The organism is Nocardia sp. Tas62D01 (assembly GCF_055232035.1).
In genome coordinates this window covers 8,593,003-8,607,529 of sequence record NZ_JBUYUZ010000001.1, presented here as the reverse complement: position 1 = coordinate 8,607,529, position 14,527 = coordinate 8,593,003, and the positions used below count along the sequence as shown (strand labels likewise).

At 65.1% G+C, this 14,527-nt stretch carries 13 protein-coding genes; 3 read left to right on the top strand and 10 right to left on the bottom strand.

Annotated elements, in window-relative coordinates:
* Window positions 1–3 precede the first annotated feature (3 nt).
* The 3 genes from ACV7NQ_RS41760 to ACV7NQ_RS41750 all read right to left on the bottom strand — a co-directional run bounded on the left by ACV7NQ_RS41760 (window position 4) and on the right by ACV7NQ_RS41750 (window position 3,055).
* On the bottom strand, window positions 4–2,232 hold the full coding sequence (locus tag ACV7NQ_RS41760) for a recombinase family protein (RefSeq protein ID WP_463364541.1): 2,229 nt from the start codon (window positions 2,230–2,232) through the stop codon (window positions 4–6).
* The gene (locus ACV7NQ_RS41755; RefSeq protein ID WP_463364540.1) at window positions 2,225–2,395 is read right to left on the bottom strand and encodes a hypothetical protein; all 171 of its coding nucleotides are present in this window, start codon (window positions 2,393–2,395) and stop codon (window positions 2,225–2,227) included. The genes ACV7NQ_RS41760 and ACV7NQ_RS41755 overlap by 8 nt, the downstream gene beginning before the upstream one ends.
* Window positions 2,396–2,713: 318 nt before the next feature.
* Entirely contained in the window at window positions 2,714–3,055 is a 342-nt protein-coding gene (locus ACV7NQ_RS41750) for a hypothetical protein (RefSeq protein ID WP_463364539.1), read from the bottom strand.
* Window positions 3,056–3,120: 65 nt separating this feature from the next.
* Between ACV7NQ_RS41750 and ACV7NQ_RS41745 the strand changes: the two genes are divergently transcribed.
* Window positions 3,121–3,981 carry a reverse transcriptase domain-containing protein gene (locus ACV7NQ_RS41745; RefSeq protein WP_463364538.1) on the top strand — a complete coding sequence of 287 codons (861 nt, stop codon included), beginning with the start codon at window positions 3,121–3,123 and terminating at the stop codon, window positions 3,979–3,981.
* On the opposite strand, the gene ACV7NQ_RS41740 is transcribed toward ACV7NQ_RS41745, so the two are convergent.
* The gene (locus tag ACV7NQ_RS41740) at window positions 3,887–4,474 is read right to left on the bottom strand and encodes a helix-turn-helix domain-containing protein (protein WP_463364537.1); all 588 of its coding nucleotides are present in this window, start codon (window positions 4,472–4,474) and stop codon (window positions 3,887–3,889) included. The two genes, ACV7NQ_RS41745 and ACV7NQ_RS41740, sit on opposite strands and share 95 nt — an antisense overlap.
* A gap of 644 nt (window positions 4,475–5,118) precedes the next feature.
* Here ACV7NQ_RS41740 and ACV7NQ_RS41735 point away from each other — a divergent pair.
* Both ACV7NQ_RS41735 and ACV7NQ_RS41730 read left to right on the top strand, forming a co-directional pair.
* Entirely contained in the window at window positions 5,119–5,679 is a 561-nt protein-coding gene (locus tag ACV7NQ_RS41735) for a hypothetical protein (protein WP_463364536.1), read from the top strand.
* Between the two features lie 142 nt (window positions 5,680–5,821).
* Window positions 5,822–6,586 (top strand): hypothetical protein, encoded by a 765-nt coding sequence (locus ACV7NQ_RS41730; protein WP_463364535.1) that lies wholly within the window; start codon window positions 5,822–5,824, stop codon window positions 6,584–6,586.
* Between the two features lie 668 nt (window positions 6,587–7,254).
* On the opposite strand, the gene istB is transcribed toward ACV7NQ_RS41730, so the two are convergent.
* The 6 genes from istB to ACV7NQ_RS41700 all read right to left on the bottom strand — a co-directional run bounded on the left by istB (window position 7,255) and on the right by ACV7NQ_RS41700 (window position 14,526).
* Window positions 7,255–8,070, bottom strand: a complete 816-nt coding sequence (gene istB / locus ACV7NQ_RS41725; protein WP_463364534.1) for an IS21-like element helper ATPase IstB — start codon at window positions 8,068–8,070, stop codon at window positions 7,255–7,257.
* Window positions 8,067–8,531, bottom strand: coding sequence for a hypothetical protein (locus ACV7NQ_RS41720; protein WP_463364533.1), 465 nt, complete (start codon window positions 8,529–8,531; stop codon window positions 8,067–8,069). Before ACV7NQ_RS41720 ends, istB begins: the two co-directional genes overlap by 4 nt.
* Before the next feature lie 279 nt (window positions 8,532–8,810).
* A complete protein-coding gene (locus ACV7NQ_RS41715) occupies window positions 8,811–10,040 on the bottom strand; it encodes an IS110 family RNA-guided transposase (RefSeq protein ID WP_463365766.1) in 1,230 nt (409 codons plus the stop codon).
* A gap of 189 nt (window positions 10,041–10,229) precedes the next feature.
* Entirely contained in the window at window positions 10,230–12,557 is a 2,328-nt protein-coding gene (locus ACV7NQ_RS41710) for a tyrosine-type recombinase/integrase (protein ID WP_463364532.1), read from the bottom strand.
* A complete protein-coding gene (locus tag ACV7NQ_RS41705) occupies window positions 12,554–13,723 on the bottom strand; it encodes a tyrosine-type recombinase/integrase (RefSeq protein ID WP_463358810.1) in 1,170 nt (389 codons plus the stop codon). Before ACV7NQ_RS41705 ends, ACV7NQ_RS41710 begins: the two co-directional genes overlap by 4 nt.
* Window positions 13,724–13,788: 65 nt before the next feature.
* Entirely contained in the window at window positions 13,789–14,526 is a 738-nt protein-coding gene (locus ACV7NQ_RS41700) for a transposase (protein ID WP_463364531.1), read from the bottom strand.
* Window position 14,527: the final 1 nt, after the last annotated feature.

The window sequence follows — 14,527 nt, the reverse complement described above, 5'->3', positions numbered from 1 at the left end:
TTGTCATGGTTGAAACAGTCCTTCCGGGGTGGTGGGGGGTTGGATACGCAGGCCTTTTCGTCGTCCGGTGCGGACGTGGACGGCTTGCAGTTCGCCGGTCTTGACACGGTGCATGATGGTTTGGCGGGACACTTTGTAGGCGAGGGTGGCTTCGAGCATGGCCAGCCACCCTTCAGGGGCGTCATCGACGAACAGGGCGCGGACGTTGTCGGTGAGCCGGATCCGCCAGGGCGCGCCGGGGGTGAGTTGTTCTCCGGCGATGAATCCGTCGCCGAGCCAGCGGTGCAGGGTGGAGGGGGCCAAGCCGAGTTCGCGGGCGGCGTCGGCCACGGTGAGCAGTTCTCCTTCCTGCGGGTTGTCGCTGGGTTGGTGGCGGTCGATGTTGTAGTGGTGGCGTGTGGTTTGGACCCTACCGGCGGTGTATGACAATCCTCGGGCGGTGCGGCGGCCTTGCCTGTTGAGGATGTGGGCGATCGTCGCGTCGGGGTAGTGCACCGCGAGACGGCGGATGAGGTCGACGGTGTCTTCGTTGGTGCGTAACGTGTTGGGCGGCTTGCGTTTCACGGGCACGGTGAGTTCGCTGATCGCGCCGCCTTTCCATCGCACGATCAGCTCGGCGTGGGAGTCGGAGTCGTCACGGTGGATGGCGATGTTGACTTCCTCGAGCAGGGTCCGTAGGAGTTGTTTGCGGTCGCGGTCGGTGGTGGTGTCGGCGTCCCATACGGCTTCGAGGTTGTCGCCGAGGGCCAGGATCGCCGTTTTCTCTTGTGGGGTTAGTGTTTTCGGTCGTGCGGTTTCGCGTTGGGCGAGTTCGGTCTCGGCGTCGGCGAGGTGGGTGAGCGCGGTTTCCCACGCGGTTTCCAGGCCGCGGGCGACGAGCCGGTTCTCCGGGTCGACGGCGTGGTAGCGGCGTTCGGCTTTGCTGGCGTCGTAGCGGGCGGTTTCGACTTGCCGTCGCCACTGGGCCAGGGCGGCGTCGTGGTTGTCCTCGAGTTGTTGGGCGGCGGCCAGGCAGGCTTGTGCCGCCGACGGGGCGAGAGCGGTCAGGAACAGGGCGGTGACCGCGGCGTCGATGCCGACGCCTCCGACCCGCAGGTGCCGTGTGCCGCGTCCGTCGACGATCTGCCCGGTGCCGGTGCAGTAGTAGCCGGGGGTGGCTTTGTGTTCGCCGTCGTAGTAGACGGCGAGTTTGCGTCCGCAGACCCCGCAGGTCGCCAGGGTTTGCAGCAGGGCGCAGCCTTCCCGGATCGCGCCGGTGCCGGGCTGGTGGGCAGCCGGGCGGATGTTGGAGCCGATGCGGGTTTGATTGGCGAGGTAGGTGTGCCAGTCGATGAATCCTTCGTGGTGGTCGGGTATCAGGACGTCCCACTCGTTTCGGGGCAGCACGCGGCGGCGCACGCGTAGGACACCGTCCTCGCCGACCCGTTTGACCGCCCCTGTTCGGCCGAAGGTGTAGGCGCCGGCGTAGGCGGGGTGGGTCAGGATGTTGTGGACCGCGTGATAGGTCGGGTCGACCCACACCATCTCGGTGGTGGTGTTGATGAATCCGCCCTTGTTCAAGGGCAGTTTCAGGCCTTGGTCGCGCAGCCACAGCCACACCCCGCGCACCGATCCGCGGTGGCCGAACTGTTCGAAGATCGCGTCGATGACGCCGCGGACGGCTTCGTTGGGGTGTTTGAGGATCTGCCCGTCGGTCTCGCTCCAGATCAGGCCGGTCGGCAGGCCGGTGCGCAGCTCGCCGCGGGCGGCTTTGTTGCGGATGCCGCCGTTGAGGCGGGCCCGCAGGATGTGCAGTTCAGCTTCTGACATGGTGCCTTTCATGCCGAGCAGCATCCGGTCGTTGAACAATCCCGGATGGTAGACGCCGTCGGCGTCGGCGATCAGCGTGTCGGTCATCCCGGCCAGGTCCAGCAGCCGGTACCAGTCGGTGTTGTTGCGGGCCAGCCGCGAGCATTCCAACGCCAACACGATCCCGACCTGCCCGAGCCCCACCCGGGTGACCAGTTCCGCGAATCCGGACCGGCCCGCGGTCGAGGCCCCGGACACACCGAGGTCCTCGTCGATCACGCTCACCGCGCTACGCGGCCATCCGAGCGTTTCGGCTCGCGCGACCAGGTCGTATTGGCGGGCGGTCGATTCCTTGTTGCGGTCGACCTGGGCGAGGGTGGACTGGCGGACATAGATGGCCGCGGTCCGCCGCAGATGCGAGGCGGTGATCTTCGAGTCACTCATCGGCGCTGCCCACCGTTTCCGTCATGGGGGCCGCCGCTTTGGCGATCAGGCCGGCCAGGATCGTGACCGCCTCGGCGAGTTGAGGTTCGGGGAGCTGGGCCGACGGTGTGGTGGGTGGTGCCGGAACCTGGTCCAGCGGCAGAATCAGCTGTGCGGGCTGCATGGGAGTCCTCCTTGGACGGTGACTGCCGTGCAGCCTGCTCCCGCGCGAGTCCGTGCCGGGCCGAAAGCGCGGAAACCAGCTCGCACGCGGCCAGCAAATCCGCCACCGTCCCCAACGTCGCCGATATCGAACCGGGAAGCTGTTCTGTCGCAGCGTGATCGACGTGATCTGTCCATGCCGCGGGAACGAGGGTCTTGCTGCCGTCGGGCAGCACCAGCAGCAGTTCGAGCCGGCCGTGGCGGTGGACCCGACCCAACACGACCAGCAGCCGACCCTCCAACGGGTGGTGGCGCCGCGTGATCGTGACCGTCGCCGCGCTCATCGCATCGCCCGGAAAGCACCGGTGCCGTCGTGCCCGGCAGCGTGAACGACGGCCGAAACGATCAGGGCGGTGTTGGACTCGTCCAGGCCCGACAGCGCCTCGCGCAGATCCACCGGCACACCTTCGGCGATGCTCACGGCGATCAGCAGCAGCTGCCTCTCGCTCGACGAGCACGGCAACTGTCCGGATTCCACAGCCCGCACCGCCGCAACGAAATCCAGCGACACCATGGGCTGACCGCAGAACGGATGACGACACCACCGCAGCGCGACCCGACTGAAATCCTCCCGCCGCAACCAGGACTTATGCCCGATCAGCAGCCCGACAGCCGCCTCCAAACACAGCGCGCTCCTGGCCCACACCCGCAAACCGGCGGTCAGGTCCTCGAGGTGGGTAGTAAGTCGTGTGCTTCTTCACCAATTTGGATCATCACTGGCTGGCGAATTTTCTCGAGCACCGGATCGCGGATCAGCGGATCCTGCGTCTCATCCGAAAGTGGTTGAGCGCGGGAGTCATCGAGGAAGGGGAGTGGTCGAAGACAGAGGGTGCACCACAGGGGGCATCGGCATCGCCGTTGCTCGCGAACGTGTACCTGCATTATGTCTTCGACCTGTGGGTCCAGTGGTGGAGAAGGCATTTCGCGCGCGGCGACGTGATCGCCGTGCGTTTCGCCGACGATTTCGCCATGGGCTTCGAGTATCAGCAGGACGCGCGGCGGTTCCTTACCGATCTTCGTGAGCGGTTCGCGAAGTTCGGGTTGGAGCTGCATCCGGACAAGACCCGGCTCATCGAGTTCGGGCGGCACGCCGCCCGGCGCCGGAGGGCGCGGGGCGACGGGAAACCGGAGACGTTCGACTTCCTCGGCTTCACGCACCTGTGCGGGCTGACGAAGAAGGGACGGTTCTGGTGCAAGCGCAAGACCATCTCGAAACGGATGCGGGCCAAGCTGTCCGAGGTCAATGAGGAACTCAAGCGACGCCGACATCAACCCATCCCCGAACAAGGGCAGTGGCTGCGCAGCGTGGTGGCAGGCCACCTCGCCTACTACGCCGTGCCCGGTAACACCGACGCGGTGGCGGCCTTCCGCACCCAGGTCGGGCGGCTTTGGTTCAAGGCGCTGCGGCGCCGAAGCCAGCGAACCCGACTCAACTGGGTCCGGATGGACCGCCTCACAAAACGATGGCTACCACCCGCTCGACCGAGGCATCCATTCCCCGACACGCGGTTCGACGCCAGAACCCAAGGCAGGAGCCCAGTGCGGTAATTCCGCACGCTGGGATCTGTGCGGGGGGCCGCCGGCAACGGCGGTCCCTACCGCGATACCCCGGATACTGGGTCTTTCCGGAGAACAGGTCCGGAACCGCCGACCAGTCCCAGGCCGGGCAGATTGTGCCGTCCACCAGCACGGACCCGACTCCGATGACGTCGCGGGGGTTGGGAACGAACTCTTCGAGTACGTCAGCGATCACCGGTCGCAGCAGATCCCAGCGGCGGCTCACCGTGGACTGACTGATCCCGAAGAACGCGCCCGCGACATCCTGGACGAGGTTTCTGCGCATCAACGACACCACCAAAGCGACAGACCTGAACAAGCTCAACGCGTAAGGGCGACCGGCCGACTCGAACCCGCCGACGGTCTCGTGTACCCGGGCGGTCAGTTCCGTCAGTTGCCCATCGGTCAGCCCCGTAATAGCCTTGTACCGCAACGGCCCTCGTTCTCGCTCGTAGACTTCGTAACTCCACGAACTGAGATACATGAGGGCCGTTGCCAATACGGCTGCGACACGCCGACGTATCAAGCATTACGATCACCATCTCACCATCTCACCGGCCACACATGCCACGAGAGTTGCTACGCCACAGCCGATTGCGGGACAGGCTTATGAATAAGCCTCCAGCATGACCACTAGAGCCAATAGCACCCGAATCCATCGTGGCCAACGCCACACCATCCGCAACACTAGCCAAGTATGCCGGATCCAAAGATCCAGCCGGAGTGTCAGCTGGAGACGGCGACTTCTCCGCGCTCGCCCGCCGGGATGGAGCCGATCAAACCGGATGGCTCGAACAAGTGGGATGACTCTTGGTTCGTCGGCCGCGCGTTCTCGGCGATGAGAGGGAAGATCGGGGACGCACTCACACGCTCGAAAGTGCAACTCGACGGGTATGACATCATCGCATCCGGTGACGAGATCACCGTCTTCGCACCCGGACTGGTGCAAGAACGGATTCAAACCGGATTTCCTCGCCCGAGATCCCGACGGCAATCTAGTGATGATCGAGTCCAAGGCATGGGGAGCGGGCTATTACCGACCCGCAGCTACCTGGTTAGACCCACTACCAGGGAGGCGACAAATTACTTGATTTTCAGTGTGAAGGATGAGGTGCTGGCTGACAGCTGATGAAAGCTGGCTTCGACGACCCGCACAACGTCACCGTCGCTCGTGTGGAGACGGTGCGCTGGAACGGTCCGCACGGTTATGTTCCCACCGACGAGGTGCTGCGCAAAGCGGCCATGGAATACGAGACCAACTACAGCCCATTCACGCGCCAACCTCGGGACAATCCGGGAGGTCCGCCGGAGTTGACCAGGTCGAAACTGTTGGCCTGGAACGCTCTCGCGGAAGAATTGGCCCGGCGCGACGAGGCGAACGGGCAGATAGTCAAGGCCATGATCGCGCGGGCGCGGCAAGCGGCGATGGATACGATACTCCGTGCCACCGGTCAGGTGAAACCGGACGTAGGCGAAATCGCGGCTCCGGTGCCGCCGTTCCCTACTCCGCCGCACACATCCATCGCGGACATAGCGCGGCCGGTTCGCGGCTTGTCGAGCGGATTTTTCGGAAAACGAACCGCCGATCAATCGATGACTGTGAATATCACCAGACCGGTGTGGGCGGATGTCAGCAGGTCGGCGTTCGAGGAAATGGTCGTGCATGGACTCGTCGCGCACCTCGTCTGACGAGTTCTCGTCTCGCACGGGTGGGGCGTCGGTGTGCTCGCTGGTCGAGGGTCGGTCGCGACGTCCTCGCGGCGTCGGCGCGCCTAGGCTTGTGATCATGTGCAGCAGGAGACTTCGACTGCTGAGCGGAAGGCGTTAGACAATGGGTGTCAGCAGGGCGAAATTGACCGAGCATGTCCTCTCCGAGATCACTGCGGGGATGACGATGGAGGGGTACTCGGTGAGCGAGCCCCTGGACAACCAGCCGTCGGCCGAGCCCGGCGTTCGGATGCCGTCTTGGTGGACGGTGTGGTTCACTCACGCGGAGAGGGGGCTCGCGGGCAGAACTACCGCCGCGGCGAGTGCGACGGTCGCGGCTGACAGCCAGACCGGCGGGGTGCGGATCATAGGTTATGCGTGGTTGCTGTCGCAGGCCGTGGAAGGGGTCTTGCGGGAGGTGCCGATTACGGCACTGGACAGCAGCTACCGCCCCGGCAATACGTATGCCCATCGGAACTACATGGATATGACCGGTTTCGGCGATATGGAGAATCCGCCCAAGTCGGATCGAGAATTCCACGTAGTCGCTCTCGGTGTCGGTGACGGTGTCGAACGGTTCATGGACGGTGTGCGCGGGGGAGTCGTGGATTTCTTCGCCGAACGTGACAGTCTGGCGAAATTGGTTGATCTGGCGTTGCGGGAACGCCCCGCGGACCGGGGATGGCCGGCGCCGTCGCGATTCCGGGGGGTCGTGGTGTTGTGTCTGCTCGATGGTCGGGTCGATGACGCGGTGGATTTGATGGATCGGTATCTGTCGTGGGAGAAGTACAAGCGTTCGGATTCCCGCGACCGCGTCGTGGCTTTCGATTCGGTACTGCGCGAACGCTTCCCGGACTACGCGCGCACCCGCTCGAATCGAGCCGGTTGATCCCCCGCAGGCCCCACGGACCCGCGCGGCTGTCTCGATGCCACCACGATGTCACAAGTACCCCACACACAGCCGGACGTTCCCAGACACAACCGGACTGAATCGCCAGAATGCCGAACCGCGACGCCCCCCGAAAACTCCATAAACCTGCCCGAGGCTGCCTCCGGAGCGGAAAGGCGACAGTCGTCAGCGCAGCGCTGTGTTCTGTGGTCCGGATCGCCCGACGAGTGCGCATGGAATTGCGGTGAGTGCGAATACGGCCGCGAACGCGAAGAGGACGTGCCCCCCGAGAGTCAACGGTCCGATCTGATGGTACGTCCGTATGGCTCCACACGATCAATCCGAGCTGGACCAATCCCGTCAGCGCCGATCCGATCGCGATCAGCACCCGCCCGTTCTCGTCTCCGGAAGCGAACAGCCCCGCACCCCATGCCTGTATCGCCGCCACGATGGCAACAACCACCGCCACGATCGCGAACGGTGACGCCGTGTCAGCCTGATAGGGGGTTGCGTCGCGGTTGAGGTAGACGAGGCCGAGCATCAGCGCCTCCAGAAACACACCGATACTGTGTCGGCTGCCGCCTTATGGGACCACCGGTTTGCCATGAGCATGGGACCGGGTCCGGTCGCGGCCGTGTGCTGATGGTGACCGATGACCGGGCTGTTGGTCAATCCGTGTGGGTCGGATCGGCTGGTTTGCCGCGGCGCGGCTTCTGGCGTTGCCGGTAGGACTCGCCCTCGACGACGAGCTCGTAGGCGGCTGATTGGAGCCGGTCCATCGCTGACTGCGCCAGCAGCGGGTCGGCCATCATGGTCAGGATCTCCGGCGGTTCGCGGTTGCTGGTGATGATCGTGGAGGCTTTGCGGTGGCGTTCGACGATCAGCTCGTAGAAGTCGTTGGTCTCGGGTGCCTCGAGCCTGTGTAATGCCAGGTCATCGATGATCAGCAGGTCGACACGGTGCAGCTTGCGCATCTCGTCTTCGTAGCTGCCGTCCAGGCGTGCTCCCCGCAGTCGTTTGAATAGTTTGTCGGCGCGTTCGGTGTGGACGGTGTGGTGCCGGCGGACCGCGATGTGTCCTAATGCGTTGGCCAGGAAGGTTTTTCCAACCCCGACCGGTCCCATAATCAGGATGTTGTAGGCGTCGGCGAGGAACCGCAAGGAGATGAGTTCGGCCCAGAGTTCGGAGTCGAAGGTGGCCGCGGTGGACTCGTCCCATGCTTGCAGCTGCATCTGCGGGTCCAGGTGCGCGGTCTTGGCGCGGCGTTGCTCGGATTGCCGGTCGCGGCGGGTGACCTCGTCAGCGAACAGCATCTCCAGGAAGTCGTGGTGCGGCAACCGATTCGACCTCGCCAGCGCAAGCCGCTCCGGGAGGGTGTCGAGCAGTTGTCCGAGTTTGAGGCGGCGCATCAACGATTTCAGTTCCGGCGAGATCTCGATCGGTTTGACCGCCGGGGACGCGGCGGGACGGCGAGTGGTGCTCATGACAGCCTCCTGACCGCGAAATCGGTAGTGGAACGGACGAACGGGGACGGGGCCGGCGGTGTCGTGAGCAGAGTCAGCTGCTGGCCGGCGCCGCCACGGGTGAGCATGCGGTCGATGACGCCGACGTCGACGACCTCGGCGTCCAGGGCGCGGCGGCACGCGTCGTCGACGGTGTCGCAGCCGTGGCGGCGGACCAGGCCCAGCAGCCGGTAGACCTGCCGCATCTTCGTCCAGGGCAGCGGATGCTCGAGCACCGCCGCCGCGTAGGCGCCGACATGGTGGCCGTGTGATTCGGCCTTGCGCTGCAACGTATTCAGATCCCGCATCGCATACGCGGTCAACTCCGACGGCAGGTCGGCAGGATCGGTCTGCCGACGACCGGGCCCAACGCGGGGGTGGACTTTGATCAGTTCACTACGGAAGTAGAGCTTCACCGTGGCCGTGTCGACGCGGGCGGTCAACCGCTGCCCGACCAGATCACCGGGGATACTGTAAAGCGCTTTGGCGATCTGAACGTGTTCTCTGAACCAAAACTTTGTTCGATCCGACAGTTCTGATCTGTCACTCGGCGACAGGCCGTGGGATGCCGAGGTGTGTGGTTGTGCTGGAGCGTCTTTCGATCTGAGTGAGTTTGTCTTTGGTGCCGGCGAGGCTGATCTGGAGTCCTTCGACTTCGCCGAGCCAGCCCTCTCGTTCGGCTTCGGCGATCCGGGCTTTGAGACATCCCAGGGCTTAGCTTGTCAAGCTGCGGCTTGTTGATCTTGGGTGTGGTGTGTCCAGGCGGTGGTCTCGTTGTAGAGGGTTCCGGATTTGAGGCAGCCGTGGAGGATGCCCACGAGCCGGTTGGCGACCTGACGCAGGGCGGCACGGTGGGCTAGGCCGCGGGCGCGTTGCTTGTCGTAGTAGGCGCGGGCTCCCGGCGATACGTTGAGCGCACTGAATGCTTGGGCCATCAGCGCGTCGACGAGCCGGTCCTGGTGCACGAACCGGGCCGCGACGACCTTCATTTTCCCCGAGGCGCGGGTGATGGGGCTGGTCGCGGCATAGTTCTTGCGGGCCTTGGCGCTGGCGTAGCGGGTGGGGTCGTCCCCGAACTCGGCGAGCACCCGGGCGCCGAGGATCTTGCCCAGTCCTGGCTGGGACAAGATGATCTCAGCGGCCGGGTGCCGGCCAAAATGGGCCTCGACCTCCCCTTGCAGGACTTTCACCTGCTCGTCGAGGGTGGCCAGGACCGCGACCGCGGCGCGGGTCCCTGCCGCGTAGGCCGCCGCGATGACCTGGTTGCGGCCCAGCTGCTCGCTGCGCAGGATTGCCTGGATACGGGCGGCTCTAGCGTCGAGGTCGCCGCGGCGGCCGGCCCGCTTCAGCGCGGCCCGGATCTGGTTGAGCGACAACCGCGCCGCGGCGGCCGGGTCGGGTGCCTTGCCGAGCAGCTCCAGGGCGTCGGGAGCGTCGAGGTCGTCGAACGCTTCCAAAGCGGCGGGGAAGTACTCCCGCAACGCGTACCGTAACCGCTGCGTGTGGCGGGTGCGTTCCCAGATCAACGTTTTATGTGCTCGCGCAACAACTTTCACCGCTTCTGCGGCGGGACTGTCCCCGGCGACCGGACGCAACTGGTGCGCGTCGGTACGGACCATGTCGGCAAGGGTATGCGCGTCGGCGGCATCGCTCTTCGCACCCGAAACGCTGCGGCGTTCCCGGAACCGGGCCGCCTGCAACGGGTTCACCGCGTACACCGTGTAGCCGGCCGCGATCAACGCCGCGACCCACGGGCCACGATCGGTTTCGATCCCGATCCGTACCCGCGCGGCATCGGCGTCGTCGCCGAGGTGTTCACCGATCATGGCGTGCAGCCGGGTGATCCCGGCGATCCCTTCCGGTAATCGAGCCTTGGCCAGCCGTTTCCCGGCCTCATCCATCAGCTCGACATCGTGGTGGTCCTCGGCCCAGTCATCACCGACCAGCAGCACAGCTGTTCCCTCTTCATCGTTGTCGGACACCAAATCCGGCAGCGTGCGGGAGAACGTCGGCGACCTAATGAATCGGTGCTCACGCCGTCATGCGGCAGGCACGACATCCCATCAGCGATCCATTTCTCCCGGCCGACCGGCAGGGGCACGATCTCAAAGCAGGACTCGAAGTCCGGGGCCAATCAGTGCTCACCTACCAGCCGCTACCAGTAGCGAGTCTGCCCGATCGACCGACCCGCTACATCTCATTAGGTTGTCGTGGATCTCGATCAGCCGGTGCTGCTGGGCGGGGTCCGGCCAGAGGAGCGAGCATCTCACGCATGCGTGTTCATGGATGCAGCTCGAGCCGAACGCGCGCCCGCAGGTGCCGATGGAGACCTTGCGGCGTTCGAAGTGGCCGAGGAACTGCTGCCATTCCTCGTCGGTGGGGCGACGGTATTCCTCCGACGGCCGCAAGGCGCGGCGGCGAGCCAGGAAGCCCAGGTGGGCGGTGATGGCTTCGTCGGGGTAGACGGCCTTGTAGCCCATGGTGACGTTGATGTCGCGGTGCCCGGCGATGATCTGCGCGATGTGTGGTGGGAGGCCGTTGAGCACGGCGTCGGTGATGAAGACTCTCCGGAAATCGTGGGCGGTGAACTTCAGCGGGTCGCCGGTGGCCGGGTCGGTCAGTCCCGTTCGAGCGAGGGCCTTGTCGAGCAGGTCGGAGACGAGACCGTGTGTGAACGAATGGATTTCGGTTCCGATGCGGTGCTGGAACAGCAGCGGCGCCGGTGGATTCCACGTCAGTTCGTGGCTGTCGCGGGCTTTGATGATCGGGACGGCGCCGTCGGGGCGGCGGATGCGGCAGAGGATGGCGCTGAGGACGTCGGCGAGTTCCGGGTTGACCAGCAGCAGGCGTTCGGTATCGGTCTTCGACGGCGCGATCTGCAGCAACGGCACCAGTTCCCCGGTGCTGGGCAGACGATACTGCACGAGACTGTGGTGGCTGAGCTCGAGCAGTTCCTCGACACGGATTCCGGTGTGCCGCAACACTTCGATGGCCGCCCAAGCCCAGAATGCGTGGTTCGCGTCGCGGTTGAGCAGCGTCAGCGTGCCGCCGTCGGGGTTGCGAATCCAGACGTTGTCCGGCTTCGCGCTGGGCCGATGAATCCTGGTGAAGGCCTTGCCTGCGGCGGTGAACGACTGCCCGGGTGGGGTCTGTCTGCCGACTGCGAGCAGTTCTTCGGATTCGCGGCGCCATTGGTTGGTGGTCTCGACGAGGATCGGCAGCACGGGCAGGCGCTCGCGGGTGCGGCTGTCCATGCGGGCCTTGCGGCGGCGGACGAATTTGACGCGGGAGAGGTCTTCTTGGCTGATCGGACACGGTGCGACCCACGGACCCCAGCGAGCCGGGTCTTCCAGAGCCCATTCGGCCAGGTCGAGGTAGAACGCGCGAACCGTGGAGAGGGTGTCGAGGTAGCCGAGGCGCTCACTGTCGACCTCGACGAGCTCACCGTCGCGCAGGACCGTGCTGGTCTTGGTGCGCAACCGCCGCTTCCAGGCTCCGGCGACCTCGCGTGGCAACGCCAGCGAGTCGATGCCAGGGTGATGGTGCTCGAGATCGACCCAGAAGCTGCGGACCAGGTGGTTGACCAGGCCGAGTAGCCGCGAGTAGTCGACCACGGGCTGGCGCTCGCGCAGATAGTCCACCAGCAGCTCGCGCATCGGCCCGCATGCAATCGGATAGCGGTCGACGAGCTGCTCGATGCTGCGTTGCCCGAAACTGCGGATTTCCCGCAGCGACGGCACGTCGCTGCCGAAAACGCCTGCCTCACTGAGCATCCGGAACGTGGCCGCCGCGGAATCGCAGCGTCCGCGGACCTCGCGTTCGACGTCGAAGATCTCCAAGACGTCACCGACGGTGACATCGGCCAGCACTCCGCCCTTCGCAGCGACGATCACCGCGGACCGGAACACGACATCCTGACCGGCGTCCGAGCGGACCGTCGGGTTCTGCTCGCAGAGCCCCCGCAGCCGCGCGAACCCTTCACTGTCACGGGCGTAGACCATGTTGCGGACGAGCTTGCGTTTCTTGCCCGCGGTCAACAGCCATTCCAGGGACGGGCGAACGACGTCGGTGCCGACGACGAGCAGCAGCGAGTTGGTCATCAACTTCAGCATGTGGTCGGAATAGCGGCCATTGCGGCGTAACCATTGCTCGGGGATCTGTGCCCAGTCCTCGCGCGCGTCGTCGGCGCCGCTGGCCAGCCAGCGATCCTGCCAGGTGTCACCGGGCTGGTCTTCGAGCCAATCGAGCAGGTGCGTCAACCCCCACCGGCGAGCGTTGCGCACCTGTTTCGACGCGATCGCCCGATGACTTGTCGACAGCACCAGCGAGTCGACCTTGGCCCGGCTCAACCGGGTTCTCGGCCAGTTGCCGCCCACGATCCGTGTGGGATAGCGTTCACGCCAATCTGGCTGCGCAGCAATCGTTTCCCGCTGTGTGGTGTGGATTCTTTCGGAGGATGTCGTGGTCATCGATCGATCCGTCCGAACAACACCGCCATCGTTTCCGGGCGATAACCGGGTGCCGGCGGCGGGGCGGGCAGGCTGGCTCTGCGGGTCCGTTCGGCATGGTGAGCCAGCACGCGGGCGATCACATCCTCCTGCCGCGGTGTCGTATAGATCTGAGTGGTGGTCAACCGTGCGTGGCCCAGCACGTACTGAACGTCCGTCAACGGCATCGCCGGGTCCTCGGCCATCCGGTAAGCGGCCGTATGCCGCAAGGCGTGCAATGTCACCTCCGAGCCGACAGCGGCGTTGACTCGCTCGAACATCCGATGCGCCGCGTGATAGGTCAAGGGGCGGACCGGCCGGGTTCGCGTCCACCACAACGGCTTGCTGCGCCCGTGCGGGATCAGCGTTCCCATCTCCACCTGATAGAGCCGCAACCACACGAACGCATCCGACGACGCCGGCAACTCCTGAGTCTCACGAGTGCCCTTGCGCACCACCGTAATCAGCTGCCGCCCCGGATCGACACCACCCTGTGTGGCCGACAACAGTTCCGATGCCCTGGCTCCGGTGGACACGTAGAACGCCACCAGCGCCCGGTCCCGGTTCGACGGCAGCCCGGCGAAAATATCGTTGAACTGCTCGTCCGGGATCGCCCGCGGCAGCCGCCGCGGGACCCGCGGGCGATACAAACCTGTCTTCTCGTTTGCATACGGCTCCATCGGATTGTGGTGCGCATGCGCGCGCCCGCCGCGCCGAGACCGGTCCAGCGGGAACGGATTCAGCATCGGGCCCGTGCCGACATCCCGATGAAAGTCGTAGAACCCGCGCAACACCGTCTCGCTGTGCGCACGTACCGACACCGAATACGGCTTGCCGTCGCGGCCGGACACCGCCATCCAGCGGCAGAAATCACGGGCCTCGATCCGGGTCGCCCGACTCCACGACATCTCGACCACCCACAAGAACCGGAACCAGCGCAGCAGATCCATCCCATACGATCGCACCGTCGCCGCGCTGCGCCCGGCAGCCAGCAGATCACCGAAGAACGCCGCCGCCGAGTCGACCGGATCACCGATCGGATCGAGCAGCCGGTAGGGATCCCACTTCGACTGCGTCGCAAGCAGACACCCGACAACCGGCACCTGCAAACCGGCCAAATCCCGCGATGCCTCCGCTTCGTCGAACATGGCAACCGACCGTAGGTGCTCGCCCGAGCGCATGTCCCCCGAACTGCTCGAACACCCTGGTCTGTTCAGTCAATAGGTGCCGGTCCGGCGCAACTTTCGGATGAGACCAGGTCGGGATGTCGAATGCGGTGTCGGGCAACGGTTTCAGCTTCGGGTGCTCCTCGGTGGCGAACACCTCGGCCGGGCGTAGTCGAGTGGTGGGCGTGTATTCTCAACCCCGCGGTCTCCCGGCACCACCGCTCGGCCCGCTGGCGGCAGTCGTCAAGGTCCAGGAATTGTTCTCCGGCAAAGAAATTCGATCGCGCGTAAGGAACACACCGTTCGACGCGAGGCTTATCTTGGGGGCTCCGGACGCGGGCCGGATCGACCACGAACCCACGCGATTCGGCGTATTCGCGGAACGAGTCGTTCAACCACGGATCGGTCGCGTTCGCGTGGTCGACGATCGCTTTCATGTTGTCCGGGATCGCGACTGCGAACACACCGTCGAAGAACACCCATGCCGCCTCGAACCCGGCGATCACGTCGTTGAGCGTTTCCCGGTAGGTCGGATAGACGAACATGTGCCGCGAATACACCGCGGTGAAGATCAGTCCCTTCACCACCCGCCGCCGACCCTCCACATCGGTCAGCAGGCCGAGCCGACCGAAGTCGACCTGCACCTCGGCACCAGGGTCGCAGTCGGCCACCCGCACCGTCGTTCTTCGCTGCCCGAACCCCAATTCCGTTGTCGCATAACGGTTCAACGTCCGATACGACACCACCACACCCCGGCGGCCCAGCAGAACATGAATCTTCGTCAAC